The sequence below is a fragment of the Sphingopyxis sp. HIX genome (assembly GCF_001468285.1).
Taxonomy (GTDB): Bacteria; Pseudomonadota; Alphaproteobacteria; order Sphingomonadales; family Sphingomonadaceae; genus Sphingopyxis.
Map to the genome: position 1 here is coordinate 1 of NZ_LNSB01000030.1, position 19,556 is coordinate 19,556.

General features: G+C 60.9%; 19 protein-coding genes and 1 tRNA gene. 12 read left to right on the plus strand and 8 right to left on the minus strand.

Annotated features, from left to right (window positions below):
* Positions 1 to 261 precede the first annotated feature (261 nt).
* The gene (locus ATE62_RS14595) at positions 262 to 921 is read right to left on the minus strand and encodes a hypothetical protein (protein WP_058810583.1); all 660 of its coding nucleotides are present in this window, start codon (positions 919 to 921) and stop codon (positions 262 to 264) included.
* Positions 922 to 1,093: 172 nt separating this feature from the next.
* On the opposite strand from ATE62_RS14595, the gene ATE62_RS14600 reads away from it, so the two are divergent.
* On the plus strand, positions 1,094 to 2,500 hold the full coding sequence (locus ATE62_RS14600) for a transglutaminase-like domain-containing protein (RefSeq protein WP_197411781.1): 1,407 nt from the start codon (positions 1,094 to 1,096) through the stop codon (positions 2,498 to 2,500).
* On the opposite strand, the gene ATE62_RS14605 is transcribed toward ATE62_RS14600, so the two are convergent.
* On the minus strand, positions 2,475 to 2,984 hold the full coding sequence (locus tag ATE62_RS14605) for a hypothetical protein (protein ID WP_058810581.1): 510 nt from the start codon (positions 2,982 to 2,984) through the stop codon (positions 2,475 to 2,477). The two genes, ATE62_RS14600 and ATE62_RS14605, sit on opposite strands and share 26 nt — an antisense overlap.
* Positions 2,985 to 3,092: 108 nt before the next feature.
* Between ATE62_RS14605 and ATE62_RS14610 the strand changes: the two genes are divergently transcribed.
* Entirely contained in the window at positions 3,093 to 4,691 is a 1,599-nt protein-coding gene (locus ATE62_RS14610) for a peptide chain release factor 3 (protein ID WP_058810580.1), read from the plus strand.
* Positions 4,692 to 4,873: 182 nt separating this feature from the next.
* Here the strand turns inward: ATE62_RS14610 and dinB are convergent, their stop codons facing one another.
* Positions 4,874 to 6,013, minus strand: a complete 1,140-nt coding sequence (gene dinB / locus ATE62_RS14615) for a DNA polymerase IV (protein WP_443028866.1) — start codon at positions 6,011 to 6,013, stop codon at positions 4,874 to 4,876.
* Positions 6,014 to 6,105: 92 nt separating this feature from the next.
* Between dinB and ATE62_RS14620 the strand changes: the two genes are divergently transcribed.
* The 7 genes from ATE62_RS14620 (at position 6,106) to ATE62_RS14635 (ending at position 12,767) form a co-directional block, all read left to right on the plus strand.
* Positions 6,106 to 6,179: transfer RNA gene (locus ATE62_RS14620), tRNA-Gly, on the plus strand.
* 211 nt (positions 6,180 to 6,390) lie between these two features.
* The gene (locus tag ATE62_RS14625; protein ID WP_058810584.1) at positions 6,391 to 7,608 is read left to right on the plus strand and encodes a tyrosine-type recombinase/integrase; all 1,218 of its coding nucleotides are present in this window, start codon (positions 6,391 to 6,393) and stop codon (positions 7,606 to 7,608) included.
* 164 nt (positions 7,609 to 7,772) lie between these two features.
* Positions 7,773 to 8,555 carry a hypothetical protein gene (locus tag ATE62_RS23345; protein WP_156420704.1) on the plus strand — a complete coding sequence of 261 codons (783 nt, stop codon included), beginning with the start codon at positions 7,773 to 7,775 and terminating at the stop codon, positions 8,553 to 8,555.
* Between the two features lie 102 nt (positions 8,556 to 8,657).
* Positions 8,658 to 8,846 carry a helix-turn-helix domain-containing protein gene (locus ATE62_RS23350; protein WP_156420703.1) on the plus strand — a complete coding sequence of 63 codons (189 nt, stop codon included), beginning with the start codon at positions 8,658 to 8,660 and terminating at the stop codon, positions 8,844 to 8,846.
* A 160-nt stretch (positions 8,847 to 9,006) separates the two neighbouring features.
* The gene (locus ATE62_RS23355) at positions 9,007 to 10,167 is read left to right on the plus strand and encodes a hypothetical protein (protein WP_156422287.1); all 1,161 of its coding nucleotides are present in this window, start codon (positions 9,007 to 9,009) and stop codon (positions 10,165 to 10,167) included.
* A gap of 174 nt (positions 10,168 to 10,341) precedes the next feature.
* Complete coding sequence (locus ATE62_RS14630; protein WP_058818547.1) at positions 10,342 to 11,106, plus strand: hypothetical protein; 765 nt, start codon at positions 10,342 to 10,344, stop codon at positions 11,104 to 11,106.
* 20 nt (positions 11,107 to 11,126) lie between these two features.
* Positions 11,127 to 12,767, plus strand: coding sequence for a hypothetical protein (locus tag ATE62_RS14635; protein ID WP_156420561.1), 1,641 nt, complete (start codon positions 11,127 to 11,129; stop codon positions 12,765 to 12,767).
* Between the two features lie 34 nt (positions 12,768 to 12,801).
* Here the strand turns inward: ATE62_RS14635 and ATE62_RS14640 are convergent, their stop codons facing one another.
* Complete coding sequence (locus tag ATE62_RS14640) at positions 12,802 to 13,065, minus strand: hypothetical protein (RefSeq protein ID WP_058818548.1); 264 nt, start codon at positions 13,063 to 13,065, stop codon at positions 12,802 to 12,804.
* Positions 13,066 to 13,077: 12 nt separating this feature from the next.
* Positions 13,078 to 13,527, minus strand: coding sequence for a very short patch repair endonuclease (locus tag ATE62_RS14645; RefSeq protein WP_231736278.1), 450 nt, complete (start codon positions 13,525 to 13,527; stop codon positions 13,078 to 13,080).
* 51 nt (positions 13,528 to 13,578) lie between these two features.
* Here ATE62_RS14645 and ATE62_RS14650 point away from each other — a divergent pair, with 51 nt between their 5' ends.
* On the plus strand, positions 13,579 to 15,912 hold the full coding sequence (locus ATE62_RS14650) for an ATP-binding protein (RefSeq protein ID WP_058808460.1): 2,334 nt from the start codon (positions 13,579 to 13,581) through the stop codon (positions 15,910 to 15,912).
* 15 nt (positions 15,913 to 15,927) lie between these two features.
* Positions 15,928 to 16,860 (plus strand): hypothetical protein, encoded by a 933-nt coding sequence (locus ATE62_RS14655; RefSeq protein WP_058808461.1) that lies wholly within the window; start codon positions 15,928 to 15,930, stop codon positions 16,858 to 16,860.
* Here the strand turns inward: ATE62_RS14655 and ATE62_RS14660 are convergent.
* Positions 16,795 to 18,036, minus strand: coding sequence for a DNA cytosine methyltransferase (locus ATE62_RS14660; protein ID WP_082662826.1), 1,242 nt, complete (start codon positions 18,034 to 18,036; stop codon positions 16,795 to 16,797). The genes ATE62_RS14655 and ATE62_RS14660 overlap by 66 nt on opposite strands.
* A 224-nt stretch (positions 18,037 to 18,260) precedes the next feature.
* On the minus strand, positions 18,261 to 18,878 hold the full coding sequence (locus ATE62_RS14665) for a hypothetical protein (protein WP_058818549.1): 618 nt from the start codon (positions 18,876 to 18,878) through the stop codon (positions 18,261 to 18,263).
* Between ATE62_RS14665 and ATE62_RS14670 the strand changes: the two genes are divergently transcribed.
* Positions 18,865 to 19,182 carry a helix-turn-helix domain-containing protein gene (locus tag ATE62_RS14670; protein WP_231736279.1) on the plus strand — a complete coding sequence of 106 codons (318 nt, stop codon included), beginning with the start codon at positions 18,865 to 18,867 and terminating at the stop codon, positions 19,180 to 19,182. The two genes, ATE62_RS14665 and ATE62_RS14670, sit on opposite strands and share 14 nt — an antisense overlap.
* Positions 19,183 to 19,188: 6 nt before the next feature.
* Here ATE62_RS14670 and ATE62_RS14675 read toward each other — a convergent pair whose 3' ends face one another.
* A complete protein-coding gene (locus ATE62_RS14675) occupies positions 19,189 to 19,548 on the minus strand; it encodes a DUF3768 domain-containing protein (protein ID WP_058808463.1) in 360 nt (119 codons plus the stop codon).
* Positions 19,549 to 19,556 lie beyond the last annotated feature (8 nt).

The following is a 19,556-nucleotide window of genomic DNA, read 5'->3' on the forward strand; positions in this document are numbered from 1 at the left end:
CTCCACCGCCTTCGGCGGTCCCCCTCCCCACGGCTACGCCGCAGGGAGGATTAAGAACGTCTGCTCCCCACCCCAAAACTGCCGCCGTTCTAAAAAAAGGCTTTCCTACATTATTCGGCTATGCAAGCATCGATCCCGACTCGTTCCCCCATCGACAAAATTGGCTGCTGAGACCCTGAGGGAAGGCGCACAGGGCTGAACTTTCCTGAACTTTGGAATAAGGAAAAGGCAGCTTTCCATCCCATAGCCGACGGTCCTCCGCTATTCGATCGCGGGTTCGGCCTCGTAACGCACGAAGCGCAGTTCGCCTTCCTTGCGGCGCATGACGACGCGGTCGCCGCGCGCCTCGATGCAGGCGCCGGTGAGGTCGATCAGCCCGAGATCGTTGGGGATCAGCCGCACGTGCAGCCGGCCCCGGTCGGCCTCGGTGAGCTCGTATCGCGGTGCGCGGATGTCGTAGATCGGTTCGACCACCTCGATCCAGCGCGGGATGCGCTTCTCGTCGTCGGGCAGCGTCCAGCCATTATATTGCGTATAATCCTCGACCGGCTCGCCGCTGTCGAAGCCGATCCTGAAGGTCACGCCCGACACCGCTTCGCCGTTCGGCCAGGTGACGAGGATGGTCGGGATACTGCCCTCGACCGCGAGTGGCTCGGCCTTTTCGAAGACCGGCGGCACCGGCTTGGGATCGGTGATCAGGCAGATTGCCGCGCCCTGCCGCTCCCAGCGGCCGCGCGACAATTCGTCGAGCGCGCCCGCGGCGAGGCCATATTCATAGGTGCCGTCGGCCGAGATCAGCAGGCCGCCGCCGACGTCGGGGCCTTCGGCGAGCTGATATTCGCCGGTGAGGTCGGGCGCCTGCGCCGAAGCGGGCAGGGCGAGCGCGGCAGCGAGCAGCGCGGCGAGGAAGGACGATCGCATCGCGGCAATTTGCGCGCGTTCGGGCTGCGAATCCAGCCTTTCATTTCCTTTGACAGTCTGCGCGCCGGACGCGACGGTAAGGCGTGGCCTGGGAGAGGGAAATCAGCGCGCGATGGTGATAGCGACGGCGTTCCGAAGCCGCCCCGGGTGCGCGGCCGCGCTCCTCGGGCTTATGCTCTGCGCAGCGACTTCGGCGGCGGCGCAAGGAGCGGCAACCGACGTCCGCTTCACGCTGCACGGCGAAAGCGGCCAGCTGATCGGCCAGCAGAGCGAACGCACGGCCCCGGCCGCCGACGGGCAGGAAATCCTCCGGCAGGGCGAGAGCGCCTTCACGGTATCGGGGCATGACGCGACCGAGATCGACGAACTGTGGCGCCTCGCGCTGGGCGCCGACGGTTCGCCGCAGCGCTGGCAATGGCAGCGGCGCGTGAACGGCAAGTTGCTGAGCGTCGAGCTCGATCGCGACGGCGCGCTGCTCAAGGGACAGGTGACGAACGACGGTCGGCGCCATCCGGTCGCGGCGGCGATGCCCGCGCTGCCGATCGGCGATCCCGAGGCGCTGGCGCCGCTGCTGGGCGAGCCGGCGGGGACGAAAAGCTGGTCGATCGCCGAATTCGACCCGATCGCGCTGCAATTCCGCGCCGTCGAGATGCGCGTCGCGCCGCGCGGCGGACCCGGGCAGGGCTATGTGCTGACCGCCGCGGTCGGCGGGCGGCTACAGTCGGTGCGCTGGCTGACCTACAAGGACGGCAAGCTCGCCGAGGCGACGCAGCCGCTGCTCGGCAGTTCGCGCAGCTGGCGCCGCGACGACGGACCGCCGACATCGGAAAAATTGCTGTCGCGCGGCCGCATCGTCGCGCACGAACAGCATAAGCCCGGCGTCCATATCACCCAGCGCGCGGCGATGGCGCAGATCCGCTACGCCTTCGGTGGCTTTGCCGACATTCCCTTCGACTTTCCCGAGACCGGCGAGCAGCGCGCTCGCCGCGAGGGCGAAGGCTGGCAGGTCGATATCTGCGGCGACTGCGGGCCGAACACTGCCCCTACGGCGGAAGAGACCGCGCGCTGGACGCGGCCGACGTCGTGGATCCAGAGCGGCGACGCGGCCTTTCGCGACAAGGCCGCAAACGCGCGGCGCGGCGCGCGGAACGACGAAGCGGTGATGATCCGCCTCGGCGCCGCGGCGCGCGCGCGGCTGCCGCGGATCGATTTCGAGGGCTATCTCTCGGCGCGCACCGCCTGGCGCCGCCACGCGGGCGATTGCACCGAGGATGCGCTGGTGCTCGCGGCGCTCGGCCGCGCGGCGGGCATCCCGGTGCGCGTCGTCCACGGGCTCGTCTTCTCGCCCGGCCGCTACCATGGCGCGAGCAACGCCTATATGCCGCACAGCTGGGTGATCGCCTTCGTCGACGGGCGCTGGAAAAGCTTCGACATCTCGCTGAACGGTTTCGACGCAACGCATATCGCGCTGAGCCTCAGCGACGGCGAGCCCGAAGCGATGGTCGAGGCGCGGCAGGTCGCGGCGCTGCTCGAATGGCGCGCGATTTCCGAAGTCAGGAAGCGGCCGGACGATCCTTGACCAGCGGCTCGCGATCATCCTTCGGCGCGTCGGCCGGTTCGGCGGTGCTGGCCTTGGATGTCGTTGCAGCCGGCTCGTCGTCATAGACCACGGGCATTTCGGGCAGGTCGGTCTCGAGGTCGGCGGTCAGCCATTCGACCTCGCCGGGCTTTTTGAGCCCGCCGACGATGATCTCCTCATAACAATATTCGCCGCTCTCGGGCTCGGCGAGGTTGGTCGCAAGCAGTTCGTCGACCTGCGCATAGGCGGGGGTCGCCATACTCGCGCCCAGCGCCATCGCGGCGAGCGCCGATTTCGCAGAGACCTTGTAGCTCACGCAAATCTCGTCGCTGCATCCCGCGACCAGCGCCTGGCGCGCCGCGTTCGACAGGTCGGTGATGTCGTGCACCTCGCGGTGGCAGAGGCGGCAGATATCGCCGTCCATGATGTCGCTGAGCTTGCCCTTATAGGGGCAGGGGCTTTGAATCCGCGGGAACAGCGACATAGGTGCCTCCATCTCTCTCGCCCGCGAGGATGCCAGAGATGCGCGGCGCGGGCAATCGCCGAATGCCAGCCTCTTCCCACGTCGCGCCGCCGCTGCTAGGCGCGCGCCATGATCGCTCCGCACCCCGAACGCCGCACCTTTGCCATCATCTCGCACCCCGACGCGGGCAAGACGACGCTGACCGAGAAATTGCTCGTCGCCGGCGGCGCGATCCATATTGCGGGCGAGGTGAAGGCGCGCGGCCAGGCGCGGCGTGCGCGCTCCGACTGGATGAAGATCGAGCAGCAGCGCGGCATCTCGGTGACCTCGTCGGTGATGACCTTCGAGCACGCCGGCCTCATCTTCAACCTCCTCGACACCCCGGGGCACGAGGATTTCAGCGAGGATACCTATCGCACGCTGACCGCGGTCGACAGCGCGGTAATGGTGATCGACGCCGCCAAGGGCATCGAGCCGCAGACGCTCAAATTGTTCGAGGTCTGCCGCCTGCGCTCGGTGCCGATCATCACCTTCATCAACAAGGTCGACCGCGAAGGCCTGCCGCCCTTCGAACTGCTCGACGAGGTCGCCGACCGGCTCGCGCTCGACGTGTGTCCGATGAACTGGCCGGCGGGCATGGGCGGCACCTTCGAGGGCATCTACGATCTCGCCGATCCCGCGATCATGAAGCCCGGCGCCGATGCGTCGCGGATGTACGAGGGCGATCGCGTCAAGGTCGAGGGGCTCGACGATCCCGCGCTGGCGGCCCAGCTGTCGGCGGGGGCGCTCGCGCACCTCAAGGAAGAGACCGAACTCGCCTCGGCCTGCTACGCGCCCTTCGACGGCGCAGCCTACCGGGGTGGCGACCTGACCCCGGTCTATTTCGGCTCGGCGCTCAAGGAATTCGGGGTCACCGACCTGCTCGCCGCGCTCGCCGCGCACGCGCCGGGGCCGCAGCCGCAACCCGCTGATCCCGCGCCGGTCGAGCCGACCGACGACGCCGTCACCGGCTTCGTGTTCAAGGTGCAGGCGAATATGAACCCCGCGCACCGCGACCGCATCGCCTTCATGCGCCTCTGCTCGGGCAAGTTCGAGCGCGGCATGCGGCTGATGCAGGGCGGCACGGGCAAGGCGATCGCGATCAGCCGCCCGATGCTGTTCCTCGCGCAGGATCGCGAGATGGCCGAGGAGGCCTTCCCGGGCGATATCATCGGCATTCCGAACCATGGCACGCTGCGTGTGGGCGACACCTTGTCCGAGCGCACCGACATCACCATCACCGGCCTGCCGAACTTCGCGCCCGAACTGCTTCGCCGCGTCGCGCTCGTCGATCCGACGCAGACCAAGAAGCTTCGCAAGGCGCTCGACGACATGGCCGAGGAGGGGATCATCCAGGTCTTCTACCCCGAAATCGGGTCGAACATGATCGTCGGGGTCGTCGGCCAGCTGCAATTGGAAGTGCTGATCAGCCGGCTGGACGCCGAGTACAAGGTCGAGGCCAAGCTCGAGCAGTCGCCCTGGGAGACCGCGCGCTGGATCGCGTCGGACGACGCGGCGAAGCTGAAGGCGTTCCAGTCCGAACACCGCGGCGCCAGCGCCACCGACCGCGACGGCGCGCCGGTGTTCATGGCGAAGGACGGCTGGGAGGTCGGCTATATCACCCAGCGCAATCCCGACATCCGCTTTACCGCGACGAAGGAGCGGCGGCTGGGGGCTTTGGCGGAGTAATTTTCTCGCACAAAGCCACGAAGCCACAAAGAATCTCAGAACCCGTTCGCCCTGAGCCTGTCGAAGGGCCGTTCTTTGTTCGATGTCGTTAGAAGGGTAGTGCTTCGACAAGCTCAGCACGAACGGAGTTGGGACAGCCCTCTTTGTGGCTTCGTGGCTTTGTGCGAGCCCGAATCGCGACGTCAGATCAGGCTCAACAGATCGGCCGGCCCCTTCGTCTCGGCGCCATCGTCGTCATCCTCTTCGCCCTCGAACTTGCTCAAGGTCAGCCCGAGCAGCCGGATTCCCTGCTCGGTCGGCAACAGCGGCGCCAGTATCGCCTCGCCCGCCGCAAGCAGCGCCGCGCCGTCGAGGATGGGGGAGGGCACCGACTTCGCGCGCGTGATCGTCTTGAAATCGGCGTAGCGCAATTTCAGCGTCACCGTCCGCCCGCGCGCACCCTTCTTCGCGGCGCGGTCCCACACGACGGCGCAGACATGCGCGAGCGCCTCGCGGATTTCGGTGTCGGTGATCAGGTCGTTGAAGAAGGTGCGCTCGCCGCCGAGCGACTTCAGCGGCCGGTGCGACTTCACCCGCCGGTGGTCGATCCCGCGCGCCAGGTTGAACAGCCATTCGGCGCTGTTGCCGAAATTTTCGGCGAGCCATTGCGGATCCTTGCCCGCGAGGTCGGCGCCCGAGAAGACCCCGAGCCCTTCCATCTTCGCGGCCGTCACCGGCCCGATGCCGTGGAAGCGGCGGATCGACAAGGTCTGGACGAAGGTCGCGCCCTTGCCCGGCGGGATCACGGTCAGTCCGTCGGGCTTGTTCTGGTCCGACGCGAGCTTGGCGATGAACTTGTTGTACGAGACCCCCGCCGAGGCGGTGAGCCCGGTCTCTTCGCGGATGCGGCGGCGGATCGCCTTTGCCGCCGCGGTCGCGCTGCCGAGCCCCGCCTTGTCGGCCGAGACATCGAGATAGGCCTCGTCGAGCGACAGCGGCTCGACTTCGTCGGCATAGTCGCGGAAGATCGCGCGGATCTGGTGCGAGATGTCGCGATACACCTCGAAGCGCGGCGGCACGAAGACGAGGTCGGGGCATTGGCGCTTCGCCGTCACGCTGGGCATCGCCGAGCGCACCCCGAACTTGCGCGCCTCGTAGCTCGCCGCCGCGACCACCCCGCGCCGCGACGAGCCGCCCACGGCGACGGGCTTGCCCCGCAGGTGCGGCGCGTCGCGCTGTTCGACCGACGCGTAAAAGGCATCCATGTCGACATGGATGATCTTGCGAACGGGCGTGTCGGCGTCCGGCAGGGCCTGGTCTTCGGCGTCTTCCACGCCGTCCACCTAGCATGTTGCCACGATGTTCTCAACGCCGCGCATGCTTGCGGCGCTTGACGCCGCCCGGCCAAACTGGCAATCGCCGCGGCCTTGGCGAAGCGGGTATAGCATAGTGGTAATGCTCTAGCCTTCCAAGCTAGCTAGGCGGGTTCGATTCCCGCTACCCGCTCCAGGCCCCTGTCCGCTGACGTCCGCTTTCGTCTGGACACTTCCTAGAAAACCGCAGTATAGTAGGCATGTTGAGCCGCAAGCGTTCGCTCACGTTCGCCCACAGCCGTAGCTCGGTGGGGGTATGATTGGGGGGTGTCGGTAAATCGTCAATGCGATACCCCCGCGCTTGGGGGTATTGGGTGGGGCAGGCTCCGGGGAGGCTGAGCAAGCAAATGGCTTTGACTGACGTGGCAATTCGGAACGCAAAACCCGGCCCAAAGCCGATAAAGCTGACGGACGGCGCGGGCATGTTTCTGCTGGTGACGCCCGCAGGCGGGAAGCTTTGGCGGCTCAAATATCGCATCGATGGGCGCGAGAAACTCCTGTCTATCGGGGCTTATCCTGAGATCGGACTGAGCGATGCCCGCAAGCGACGCGATGAAGCGCGGGCGATGATCGCCTTGGGCAAAGATCCTTCCCGCGAGAAGCAGCGCGATAAAGTGCGTTCACGTATACAGGCGGCGGATACGTTCACCGCCATCGCTGACGAATATTGCGCCAAGCGCAGGCGTGATGGTGAGAAGGGGTGGGCGGCAGCGACGGCGACCCGGAGTGAATATCTCCTGTCTCTGCTCAATGGCAGCATTGGACGATTGGCCATTTCTGAGATTGAGCCCGCCGACATTCTGGGTGCAATTCGTAAGATCGAAGGCAAGGGCAATCTCGAAAGTGCGCGGCGTACCCTGCAATTGGCAAGCATGGTGTTCCGGTATGCTGTGGCGACCGCTCGCTTGGGCTCGGACCCCACTCGCGATCTACGCGGCGCACTCACCGCGCCAACGGTCACGCACTACGGAGCCATCACTGATGCACGCCGTGTCGGAGAACTGCTGCGTGCGATCGATGGCTATGATGGGCAGGGGCATACCCAGCTGGCAATGCAGATCGCGCCGCATGTATTCGTCCGCCCAGGCGAGTTGCGCCATGCTGAATGGAGCGAGATCGATCTAGACAATGCGCTTTGGACCATCCCGGCCGAAAAGATGAAAATGCGCAAGGCGCACCTTGTGCCGCTGTCACGTCAAGCGTTGTCGTTGTTCAAAGAAATGCGATCGATCACTGGCCCGAGCGGGTACGTTTTTCCGTCGATACGGTCTCGATCGCGGCCAATGAGCGAAAACACTATCAATGCGGGTTTGCGGAGGCTGGGTTATACCAGCCGGGAAATGACCGCGCATGGGTTTCGGGCGATGGCTTCGACTCTCCTAAATGAATCAGGAAAATGGCATCCAGACGCCATTGAGCGGGCGCTGGCTCACGCGGATGGAGACAAGGTGCGCGCCGCTTATCACCGCGGCGCCCATTGGCAGGAGCGCGTTGAAATGGCGCAGTGGTGGAGCGACTATTTGGACTGCCTACGGCTAGAAGCGGGGGCTTCGGTCGTTGGTTAAGGGAAGCCATTGCCCAATCGGAATACTTCGAGGCCGATAAACCTCTATCTACACGGAGCTGTTTGCGACTTCATCAAAGGATAATCCATTGAGCCACTTTATTCGAGTGCATAGGATGGCACTGAGTAGGCTTGAGAAATTTGCTCGGTTTTTGGGGATAAAAAATGGCTGCGCAACGGGAGATGATTGGCGCTTTGCAGGCAGTTCATCTCATATCTCCTTATGTCGGCGGCGACCGCGCCGCAAAAAGAGCTATAGTCGAGCGGCTAGTCGACTGTTCCATCAAAGCGGACTGCTGGTGGTGTGCAATAGGGATCGATGTTGGAAGGCCCTATGTTGAGCCGCAACTTGTGGTGGAATGGGATGAGGAAGAACCTGCGCCGGTCATTACTGATGATTATTGGCATAAACTGCGCGTTGAAAAGACTCGGCCCGTTGTTTCCAGCACGCAATATGGCGACGCTTTAGCGGTCAGCGTCTCTCCGCCAGGTATGTTGGGCGGAGCGATTTGGAAAGATATCAAGAAGTCGGACCTCAAGCGATGGGACTGGTATAACGGGCTGATCATCGTCAGTTATCCAGCCGGAGCGAGCGATATGGTAAAAAATGCCCCGCAACTTCCTATCCGGGTTTTTGCTCTAGGGGTTCGTTTCGCAAAAGAAGATATTCTTAAGATAGTGACTGGCTCAATAGAACCACAAGCCAATAAAAAATCGAAAAAAGGTGGACGAAAACCTTCAAGCTTATGGCCAGATTGGATCACTGAACTTTTGATATGTTATCATGATACGGGTTTCGAGGGCATAAGCGCAAATAGGCTAGTCGAAATTATCGATACGAAGTTAGCCGAAAAGCATGATTTGCCGTTGGCGCGGAGCACCGCTTATCCGGTTGCGCAAGCAGCGATCCATGCCGCCGAAAGGCTCCTTCTTAGAGATCAAGCTTAGCTCGTTTAGAGACATTGTCGGACATTGTCGTACAGGCAAAGTCGAACATTCTGCCTAATTCTCCGGCGTCCAAGGGCACCCTGCCTGATAACGGAGGACGCAATGGAAGATCCATTTTTCATATCAATACGCGAGTTTTGTCGTCGATTTGGGATCGCGCGCACAAAAACCTATCAGCTAATCAACAGAGGCGAACTTGAAACGGCTAAGATCGGCAGCCGAACTCTCGTTTCTTTCGAGAGTGCGAAAAATTTGCTGGAGCGATCTCTGATAAAAACCTCAGACTTCTGATCTTTCGAGATTCTCACGGGCTCAAAAAGCGCTCTCTTATCTGCTGCTTACCGATGTTGTAGTAAGGGGTGGACAGGCTGAATGAAGTGCTGAGGCCCCCTCTCTTGACGACAGGGCGACATGCCTGCGTTGAATTCGCTTTGAAAAAATATCGAGGTTTATGACGATGCGACACTTAGATGGTGTTTGCGCGATAGAAAAGTTGCGCAAATCTTATGCAGAATTCGAACGGAAGGTTTCGAGAGCCTTCGACAGTTGCGAGGTTTCAGAAAAAGGTCGCCTAGATTTCCAAGCGATCATTGGCAAAGATTATGCTCGCGAAAAGATCTTTCGATCCGACCTACGAGCCGGGTTAAAAGCAGGCACCATCTTTGTCAGCCTGATGTCGAAAATGTTCGGGCGCTCGGTGGAGCGCGCCGCGCGCGGGAAACAAGGCACATATTTTGCCCTCTCTACGTTTATCAACAGCGATTGGAATTGTTCGGACAGGACTGCGGCGATCAACATCCAATCGATTCGTAATAAGGTTTCTAAATCCATAAGGGATGCAGGCCTGAACGGCATTGCTGTGATCGAGGTGCAAGCGCTCACCAACTATCCTGAGCAGGGTAAAGGAAAAACGCTGATGGCAAATGTGCATGCGCTCGTCTGGGCACGTTCGCCAATTGATCACGCCGCATGGGAGCGTGCCGTAGCACAATCTTCTGCATGGAGAGCAGATTTTGGCTGTCCGCCGCTCGTCGTGCAAGGTCTGCTCGAAGACTCGCTTGAAGATAGGAGCAATATAGAGCGGGTTGCCGGCTACCTCATGAAGGCCCCGCACGACGCAAAATTTCGCAAACCTCAGAAAAAGAAGCCTGAGCATTTTATGTTTCAGCCCACGCAAAAGGGTTACTCAAACAGGCTGGCGCTTAGAATCCTTGAATGTTTGGCATATCTGCCGCTCTTTGAGATGGTGTTTGGCGTCGGTCCTGAAGGAATTTGTTGGTGTAACAAATGGCGTCGCCAACTGAGATGTTGGCAGGCGCGGCGGTTCAAAAAGGAAACATCAGAGCGAGCGGTGAACATCACCAAGTTTTGGAAGAAATACCGCGTGAAGTCTGGCACGGAAAAATACGAGCCGTTTCGATTGCTACGCGGTGGCGAACGCCCAGAGCCTGTGTGGCACCCCGACGGTAACCGGGGTAGCACAAAGCGGCCGCCCATTCCGAAGCAGAGGCCCGTCACGCAAACTCGCCGTGCAAAGACGGTGCGGAAAAGATCACGCACGAGAGCGGGCGCGAAAATACTGCGGCCAGCTCGGGTGCGGACACGTCGTTGACGACGTGTCCGCGACGACAGGGACTAAAGCCCCATCTGAGTTTAGGTGGACATCCTGCTTATGGCATAATTGGGCTTTTGCCCTAAGTAGCGTCTTCCATCGTCCCAACGCGCAATAACCGGCATTAGATATCGCGTGAGGACAGGCGCATCTAACAACTTTTGGAAAGATATAATGGCAGAAACGTTCCGCTTCGCATTTCGCCAAGACCTCTTCGCGCGGGCGCCTGAGGACACGCGGCTCGGCTATCTAATGATTGGGCAGTTGTGGAACGATTGCATCATACTTATCCGTCAGATGCTAGTCGCTAGGAACAAACCAAAATCGGGCCGTTCTCATTACGATATGGATGGTCAGATTGCGTTTGAGCTCCTCAATCTGCGCATGCTGTCAAGCCGCCTTCATGAGGGTTCCTCTTTGTTTAGGAAACTAGGCCAGTTCTCTCGTTCGTGGGAAACAGAGCTTGGTTCGGAAGCTGTCGAAGCAGTAGGACGGGTACGTCGCTATTTCTCAAATGGGAACGCGCCGCTCAGCATTTTGCGTAACAAGATGGGATTTCATAGCGATCACACTTTCGCGCGCTCTGCGATGGCACAGATCGGCGACGAGGAATTGGCAGACTATCACGGCCAGTTCTTCGCAACGACGTTATATATGAGTGCAGAGACGCTTCATCTCGGAGCATTAGCGCAGCTTTGCGGACTCGACTCCACTAAGGCAGCGCTCGCGCGGTTGATGGAGGACGTGCTTCAAATGATTGGTGACATACACATTGTCTGTCAGTCTTATCAGACATGGTTCCTTGAAACGTATATTGTTCCTCATCACCCGTTCACTAATGGCCAACGGATAGCACTCGATGATGCACCGCTTTCGGAGGAAGTTTTTACACCATTTTTTCTAAACTTCGACGATTTGCGAGCGAAGTTTCCTGGTTAGCAGAGCAGGTAGCCGTTGGAATGTTGGCCGAAAAGCTACTAATCGAGCAGCGCGACCGATACGTTGCGGCCGTCTCCGCAAGCTGGCTCGGCTACGAACGCGAACTCCTGATATCGTTGGTCCGTGCGCTCGACGTCGCTGCCTATACCAATCGATACGCAAGGCGACCGGACACGACGCACGCCTGGCTTAGGTTGCGCGGCGCGGCTACATCCCTTCGCCCACTGCTCGGAGCCGTGCGCGGCATGCCAGGAACTATCCCATGGTTTCCCAGCAACCCTAACCTTTCTGCCGCATTCGACAACCATCTGTTGAATTGTGGGCGCTTCGCAGTGGCGATCCGGTGGGCAGCGATGGAGCGCTACGGCATTGCCACTGCGAGGGTCTTGGCGAGCGACAGGATCGCTATCGAGTTCTTGCCCAACGACGAGGAGATGGCCGAGACGGCCCTGGGGCACGCGGCTAAGAATCGTTCGCGGGAGGATGCCCGGGCGCTGTTTCCAAACCTCTCTGGCGAACTACCCGAAGTTCGCCGGAGGCTGAGGCGATACGGCAAGGCAGCGATGGGATGGTTCATCGGCTACGACAACGACGATTTCCTGATCGGCCACTATCGATCGCAGGCCAGGATAGAGGCGGCCGGAATAATCGAAGCCGAAGCGTTGCCGCCGACCGGCGTCATCGGCGGTCGGCCATTTGGGGAATGGACCGAGGCTTCGACCAACGCCCTCGGCACCGTCCTGCACCATATCGATGCCGCCGGCATGCTGCATCGACGCAAGCCGAAGCTCGACATGCGAAACCTCATGACCGTTTACGCGCGACGAGGCGACATTCTTGATGTGCTTGAGGAGCGGGGCGACGACGCGGCGCGCGCGCGCCAGTTGATGGAAGGGCTGACGCTCGACGCCGATGGGGCCGCCTATAGCGAGGCGCGGCACGAGATTCCGCTGCCCTACTACATCGATGCCGGCGAGGACTTCGTACTGCTGCCGATGTTCGGCGGGTTCTTGAATCCCCACGCTGGCCTGCTCGAGCACTTGCGCCGCAACTATCGCCGCGACTGGGACAGTATCGTCGACGGTCGCGAGAATATATTTCGAAGCGAGCTTCGGCAGCTTCTTCCGGAACCGAGATACATGGTACTCGGAACCGGCCTCAAGCTGCGTCGCAAGGACGGCTCGACGCTAACCGATGCCGATGCGGTCGTGCTCGACCACGAGACCGGCGACGTCGTGTTCGTCCAGCTGAAGTGGTACGACGTCTACGGGTTCAGCCTTGCGGAGCGGGAAAGTCGCCGGGTCAATCTGCTGACGAAGGGCAACGAATGGGTCGCGAAGGTCCATGCCTGGATCGACGGGCGTACCTCAGCGGAGATTGCCAAGGCCTATGGATGGGGCGAGGCCAGCGACGCTGTGCCCCGCATGCTGGTGATGGCTAGGCATTCCAGTCGATTTGCCGGCGAGGGGCGATATGACGCTCGCGCTTCGTGGACGAGTTGGCATTCCTTGACCGAAGCAGTGCGCGATCCCGCTTGCGAGGGCTTCGTTGCCGCGATGTCGCGACCGCCGCACTGCGGTCCCAGCCAAGGGAATCCCGATGGCGCTTCGGTCTTCGACCTTCCGGGGATCACCGTCGAGGTGCGGACGGCGCGCATATGATCGTTAGACCGTAGCAGCGCCGGCGGAGCCGAACCTATTCCCTGCGCTCCGTGATCGCGTCGACTATGGCGGCCCAAGTCGCCTGTGCGACCTCGCTTGCTCGGGCTTCTTCGGCACCTGAGATGGCGGAAGCGCCACGCGACAGCGCAACGTCGCCTATCTTGCGGATGCGCCGCAATGCTGTCCTTGCCTTCTCGATCGAGATGGTCCTTCGCGTTTGGATCTCGGGCGTGTTTTCCCACGCCTTCCAGGCCATCGGGTCGATTTCCCGGGCCATGAGTTCGAGTTCCCTGCCCATAGTTGTACTCTCCTAGCGGTCACCTTCGCTCGCAGTTCCGGACCCGAGTTGGCGGGCATTGCTACGTGATCTTAGTGCCGATTCCAGGGCCTCGGCAACGCGATCGATGTCTCGGGTTTCGCATTCCCAGACGATGATGACCTGCCATCCCATCGCCTCGAGTTCGGAGGCGTTGCGGCGATCCCTCTGGATATTCCCTTCAAACTTTGCTTGCCAGAAGTCCTGCCTGGTCTTGGGAACGGTTGCGACCTTGCATCCCGCATGCCGGTGCCAGAAACAGCCGTGGACGAAGATGGCGGTACGATACTTAGGCAACGCGATATCTGGCTTGCCTGGAAGGCGGCCAACATGGATGCGGAAGCGGTACCCGAGCCGATGGAGTAAGCGGCGAACCGCTATTTCGGGCTTGGTATCCTGCGAGCGGAAGCGCGCCATCAGGCGACGCTTCGCTTCAGGTTCCATGCTCGACTCCGCCATCGTAGCTGCTATCGTATTGCTGGGAGGGAGTAGTAGTTGGCTAGGTACTTTCGCATCAGTTCGTCCCTCAAGGACATCATCGGTCGCGACCTCATTACGAATGATTTCGTGGCTGTCTTCGAACTGGTCAAGAACTCATTCGATGCCCATGCGCGCCGCGTGGATATCGTCCTAGCGGGTGGTACGCTGTGGATCGTCGATGATGGCAAGGGTATGTCCGAGGAGGACCTCCTCGAAAAGTGGTTGTTCGTTGCCTTTTCTGCAAAGGCGACGGGCGAAGAAGATGATGGGCTCTCGCAGGATTTCCGCGACAAGATCGCGGTGAGGCGCGGATATGCCGGAAACAAGGGCATCGGGCGCTTCTCTTGTGACCGCCTGGGCAAGTCGCTCGTCCTGCACAGCCGTCAGGAAGGGGAGCGAGCATGCAACCGGCTAATCGTCAACTGGGAGGACTTCGAGGGCCGGCCGGAAGACGAGTTCGGTTCGATCGGGGTTGCCGTGGAACCTGCCAGCGCACTGCCGCCGGTTCCGGACGTCTCCTTGCCCCGCGACGGAACGACGATCCTTGAGATATCGTCGCTACGGGAGGTCTGGGACCGAAACAAGCTGCTCAAGCTAAAGGACTATCTGGCAAAGCTCGTCGATCCCTTTGCGCCGAAGGGCGAGATGGAGGTTTTTCTCCACGCTCCTGCCGAGCGTGAGGGCGACAAGGCTGCCAAAGGCAAGCCCGAGGCGATCGTCAATGGGCCGGTTGCAAACACGATCCTCGACGTCCTCGAGGGCAAGACGACGCAGCTTTCGGTGCAGCTGGAGGGTGGTGTCATCCACTCGACGCTCCGCGACCGGGATCGGTTGATCTATAGGGTCAGGGAAGAAAATCCCTATCCCGAGCTGGAGGGCGCGCAGATCTCAGCCGATCTCCTCTACCTAAACCGGAGCGCGAAGGCGACCTTTACGCGCCGGATGGGGATAGAGCCCGTAAAGTTTGGTTCGGTATTCCTATTCCTCAATGGCTTTCGCGTCTTTCCCATTGGTGAGGAAGGCAATGACGAGTTCGGCATCGATCGGCGAAAAGCGCAGGGCTATGCCCGCTATCTCGGAACGCGCGACCTGCTGGGTCGCATCGACATCGTCGCTCCTCAGCGCTTCTTTATGGAGGCCTCGAGCCGCGACAACGGGCTGGTCGAGGGGCCTCGCACCGAGGCGTTGCAACAGTTGGTGCTACGCAACCTGCTCACGCGGCTCGAACGATATGTCGTCGACGTAACCTGGGCGGACTCGCTTGATGCCGAGCGTTCGGATGCAAGTGGATTGACCACCGACGATGCGCGGTCGCGCATTATTCAGGTCGTCAAGAACCTCGTCGGTCGCAAGGGCGTCGAGTTGCTCGAATATGACACCGAACTGATCGATACCATCAGCGACCGCGCCGGGGAGTTCGAGCGGGCAATGGAAGGCCTCTCCGTCGTAGCAGAGCGCACTGGCGATGTGCGCCTGCTCGAGCGGATCGAACGCTCCAGACGCCGCTATGCAGAATTGAATGCGGCCGCCGCGGAGGCAGAGGCGAAGGCTAAGGAAGAAACTCGCCGGCGAGCTGCAGCGGAGGCACAGGCACGCGCCGAGGCGAAACGAGCCGATGATGCAGAACAAAAGTTCAAGGACGAGCAGCGGCGATCGCTTTTGCTCACGAGCTTGGAAGCGCGCGATAGCGAGACGCTCACGCTTCTCCACCACCAAGTCGTGATCTACGCGACTGCCATCCAAGACGCGGTAGCGAACAATCTCCGCGCTATTGCCGATGGCGATCCCATAGATCCGGTAGAACTAGCTGCTGACCTCGAACACATCAGCTTCCAGAATAGCCGCATTCTGGCCGTTACGCGATTTGCGACGCAGGCGAATTTCAAGCTCGATGCCGACCAGGCGAACATCGACATCGTCCAGTACATGTCCGAATATGTCATGAATGTTGCCTCGCTCTTCGAGGGCGAGCGATTTGCCACGTTTGATGACGGCGGCAACGCGATTGTATCGAAGTTCAAACCGATCGATATCGCGATCGTCATCGATAACCTCATGAGCAACGCGCGCAAGGCGAAGGCCACCAAGATTCACTTCGAGGTGCGTCGCGTCCACAAGTCATCCGCGCTCGAGATGCTCATCGAGGACAATGGCCGTGGCATTGGCGATCGCGTCGATCGCGCCCGGATTTTCGACAAGGGATATAGCGGCGCAGAGTCCGGCTCCGGTCTAGGGTTGTACCATGCAGCTCAAGTCCTGTCGCAGATGGGGGGCTCGATCGCGCTCGATCCCGAACACGAGGGTAGGGGAACAAGATTCATCGTCAGGCTTCCGCGGCAGAAGGATTGATAGGAAGGGAGGGGGATGCGGCTCGAATTCAAGGTACTCTGGTTCGAGAACCAGATGGACGGCGTCCAGCAAGCCGTTACCGGCATGCGACGCGAACTCGCCAAGCACGGCCTGTTGCTCGAACTAGACCAGCAAGGAGACGCGTCCAGGCTCGATGAGCTGTCTGCCTATCAGGAAAAGTTCCACGACTATGACTTGGTCGTCGTCGACTGGGACCTGGGTGAAGGCCAGCCGAAGGGGGACGAGGTCGCCAGGCGCATTCGCAACAGCTTCGGGTTCACCGACATCATCTTCTACAGCGGCCAGGCCACCGACCGGCTCCGCGACATGGTCAAGGATCAGGCCATCGATGGCGTCTATTGCGCACGGCGCAACGAACTCCGGGCCAAGCTGATTGACCATGTCAATCATGTCGTCGAGCGCCTCTCACGGCTCGAGGCCATGCGGGGGTTAGCTGTCGTGTCGGCCGGACGGGCGGATGACCAAATGCGCGAGGTGGTTCGGCTCGCCCATGCGAAGATGGATGCCAAGGCACAATCCGAACTGGTTGCTGCCATCGATACCAAGGTAGCGGGTGCCGCTGGGAGCCACGCCAAAGCCTATGGCAAGCTCAAGGACCTTGAGGGTCGCTTGGGTAGTCGCGCACTTAACAGCGGAATCCTGCACGAGGTCGCGACCCTCTCGGTGCAGAAGGTCGTTGCGGTCCATCCTGCATGCGAGTCGCACCTCGCAGTCTTGGGAACTTATGTCGAGGAAGTTATCCAGCCGCGGAACGCGCTCGGCCATATCGTCGAGACGCGGGATGTCGATGGGTGGGTGATCAATTACGCAAGTGGCAAGCAACTCAACAAGGTCGGGCTATCGAAGATGCGGAAGGATCTTTCACGCCATCTCGACAACTTCGCTGCGATCTCCGCCGTTCTGAGCGAGGCTGCCGAGGGCAAGTAGGACTTCGCCTATCGCCTCGCCAAGCAGGGGCGGGACTGCGTTTCCGACTTGCGTATATCGAGGGCACGCTTCGCGGCGCCGATCTCCACCGGTCGTGTATGGACCGAGGAATTCGAACGAGTCAGGGAAGGACTGGAGGCGCGCGCATTCTCGCACCGTCAGGATACGCGGTTCCTGATAGTGTACCATGTCATCTGGTAGCGTCGTGACCGTGCAGGAAGGCTTGTCGGCCGCCAACAAGGTGAGCGAGCGCTTCTGCATTCCAAGACGGCTCCGATCTTCGGACGAGAGCGGAACGCCTGAGCGGCACGTCTTCAGGATCTTGTTGAACCGCTCGGTGACGATCCTCGAATGCCGTGGGAGGCGAAGCCCCGTTGGACTACCGGACGCACCGTTCCGCATTAGCGCGAGATAGCCGGTCGCGGCAGGGGGTACAGCGTAGTCGATCTCCATGAATCCGCCGTCGCCGCCGCGATAGGGGACGAGGGTGGCGCCTCTTGTCTTGAGGTCGCCAATTGCCTCCGCAACGCCAACTTCCTTGTCGATGGGCAGCCCGCGCGATTCGAGGAATTGGCGACGGCCGACCCGCATGCGCAGGAACGGATCTATGCCCTCTAGCCCCTTGTCGCGCGAGGCAACCACGAAGAACCTCGGCCTGCGTTGCGGAACGCCCCATTGAGAGGCGACGAGCATCTCACTCCAGACTCGATATCCCATTCCCTCGAGTTCCTTGGTGACGTGCGCGGCATAACTACCTGCATCGTCAAGTTGCATCGTCATAAAGCCGCGGACATTCTCGAGCAGCACGAGTCGCGGTTCGACGAGGCGAAGGAAATCGAGATAGTGCCGGACCATGCGGTTTCTTGGATCGTCAGCCCGACGCCGGCCCGCGGTCGAGAATCCCTGGCAGGGTGGGCCACCGGCGACCAGATCTACGTGGCCCCTAAGCTTCTTGAGGTTCCGGCGGTGGTCGCTGATCAGCTGCTCAATGCGCATGGCTTCATGGGGAAGCCATTCCGGCCACGCGCCGGCCTCGCGAATCAAGTTGTGCGAATAGGTAGCGAAGGCGTCAGGGTGCGCTTCAACGGCGAATAGCGAGGTCCATCCTGCCCTTCGGAGGCCGAGCGACAGTCCCCCGCAACCTGCAAACAGGTCTATGAATGTCTGCGTACCCATGCGTTCCCCCAACTGCGGCGAGCACCAAGCGCCACGGCGCCCTGGTGTCCAGGAGCGATGGGGTACAAGTCAAGCGAAAAATGAAGGGCGTGCGCCAAATCTCTTACCGCCGGGGGCGAAAGCTGCCGGACGGCAAACGGCCAGTCGTATGGCAAAAGTGCCGTTATACCATGAGCGCTGCGTAAGGTCGTTTTGCCGAGTTTGCTGGTACAGCCGGCCTCTGTTCATTCATCGGGTAGGACCGCTTCGTCGGCCGCCTCGGCCTTTACCCGGCGTTGGAACTCCTCGACCTTTTTGTCCTCCTCCTTCATAAGTTCTTGCCAGTTTCTCGGACCTTGTGGATCGACTTTCGGAAGAGGTTCCGGATACGGTCCGACATCTCCTTCAACCAACTCGGTCTCAGCCGGGGCGGCAAAGGGTGCCGGCGCGGGTGCAGGCGCCATCGCGACAGGCGTGCCACCTATGTCCGCCCAGGTGATGAACCTGTCCGGACGAGCCATGTCCACCGCCTGTTCCCCAATCTTGCGGATGTCGCCATGCTTGGTCACGCAGAAGTGCATCTCCCGGCCCGAGGTCATGTTGTCGCCGAACTCCGAAAAAATTCTCGCTTTGATGGTCCGATCTTCGGCATCGTTGTTGCAGAAGGTCAGTGACTCCGATTCCATGCTCGCGAGGTGGTTTTTCACCAAGCCGGCGCGCGCCACCAAGTCGTTGCGCGTGAGGATGTCGCTTGCGATCCGCTTGGCGGGTTCGTCCGTTTGAAAATCGACCGCGGAATCGGGAGGGCCTGAACATCCCGATATCATCACGACGACCGCTAACGACCAAATGTATCTGTTCACTATCATCTCCTTCAGTGTCTGCCCGCACTTTGTTGAGTATACTCCGTGGATGAAAAGTCTACACTGGCATCAGGTTGCCGGTATGGCTTTGAGGACCATATTGGCTCGGAATCTGCGCAGCCTGCGGTCGGCCGAAGGGCTGTCGCAGGAAGAGTTGGCGCATCGCGTCGGGATTGACCGGACCTATGTGAGTGCGCTGGAGCGGGAACGCTACGCCGCTACGATTGACATGGTTGAGCGTTTGGCCGCGGCGTTGAACGTCGAACCGCTGCAGCTTCTGGACGTTGGTTCCAGCGCACGATGACCGCCTTCAATATTCTGAAACCAGCATCACCGTCAGCACGCGAGACGTAACGGCCTCGTCCGCTGGGTCAGGGGATCCGAACTTTCTTTCCAGATCATAATAATCGATCTTCCAAAACATATCCTCGCCGAACAAGCGCAGGTCTCCGAAATCGCGCTCGCCGTGGGGGTCATTTTCCTCATCGAACGCCGTGTATTTCGACAGCGCCAATGCAAGAGCGAGCGGGTCGAAGTCGGGAAGGGCGCTCACGCCCGCGGTGACCATCAGGCTCCCGCCTTCGCCGCGTTGTCGCAGCCTGTCGTTGAGCCTCGCGATCCGTTCTGCTCGCGGCGGCGTCGCGCATGTGCAGCCGTTCTCGGAATCCATAGTCCGTA

Bases quoted from the DNA above. Each gene is read 5' to 3' on its own strand.
- ATE62_RS14595 (WP_058810583.1), bottom strand. From the start codon at position 921: ATGCGATCGTCCTTCCTCGCCGCGCTGCTCGCTGCCGCGCTCGCCCTG.
- ATE62_RS14600 (WP_197411781.1), top strand. From the start codon at position 1,094: ATGCTCTGCGCAGCGACTTCGGCGGCGGCGCAAGGAGCGGCAACCGAC.
- ATE62_RS14605 (WP_058810581.1), bottom strand. From the start codon at position 2,984: ATGTCGCTGTTCCCGCGGATTCAAAGCCCCTGCCCCTATAAGGGCAAG.
- ATE62_RS14610 (WP_058810580.1), top strand. From the start codon at position 3,093: ATGATCGCTCCGCACCCCGAACGCCGCACCTTTGCCATCATCTCGCAC.
- ATE62_RS14625 (WP_058810584.1), top strand. From the start codon at position 6,391: ATGGCTTTGACTGACGTGGCAATTCGGAACGCAAAACCCGGCCCAAAG.
- ATE62_RS23345 (WP_156420704.1), top strand. From the start codon at position 7,773: ATGGCTGCGCAACGGGAGATGATTGGCGCTTTGCAGGCAGTTCATCTC.
- ATE62_RS23350 (WP_156420703.1), top strand. From the start codon at position 8,658: ATGGAAGATCCATTTTTCATATCAATACGCGAGTTTTGTCGTCGATTT.
- ATE62_RS23355 (WP_156422287.1), top strand. From the start codon at position 9,007: ATGACGATGCGACACTTAGATGGTGTTTGCGCGATAGAAAAGTTGCGC.
- ATE62_RS14630 (WP_058818547.1), top strand. From the start codon at position 10,342: ATGGCAGAAACGTTCCGCTTCGCATTTCGCCAAGACCTCTTCGCGCGG.
- ATE62_RS14635 (WP_156420561.1), top strand. From the start codon at position 11,127: ATGTTGGCCGAAAAGCTACTAATCGAGCAGCGCGACCGATACGTTGCG.
- ATE62_RS14640 (WP_058818548.1), bottom strand. From the start codon at position 13,065: ATGGGCAGGGAACTCGAACTCATGGCCCGGGAAATCGACCCGATGGCC.
- ATE62_RS14645 (WP_231736278.1), bottom strand. From the start codon at position 13,527: ATGGAACCTGAAGCGAAGCGTCGCCTGATGGCGCGCTTCCGCTCGCAG.
- ATE62_RS14655 (WP_058808461.1), top strand. From the start codon at position 15,928: ATGCGGCTCGAATTCAAGGTACTCTGGTTCGAGAACCAGATGGACGGC.
- ATE62_RS14660 (WP_082662826.1), bottom strand. From the start codon at position 18,036: ATGGGTACGCAGACATTCATAGACCTGTTTGCAGGTTGCGGGGGACTG.
- ATE62_RS14670 (WP_231736279.1), top strand. From the start codon at position 18,865: ATGTATCTGTTCACTATCATCTCCTTCAGTGTCTGCCCGCACTTTGTT.
- ATE62_RS14675 (WP_058808463.1), bottom strand. From the start codon at position 19,548: ATGGATTCCGAGAACGGCTGCACATGCGCGACGCCGCCGCGAGCAGAA.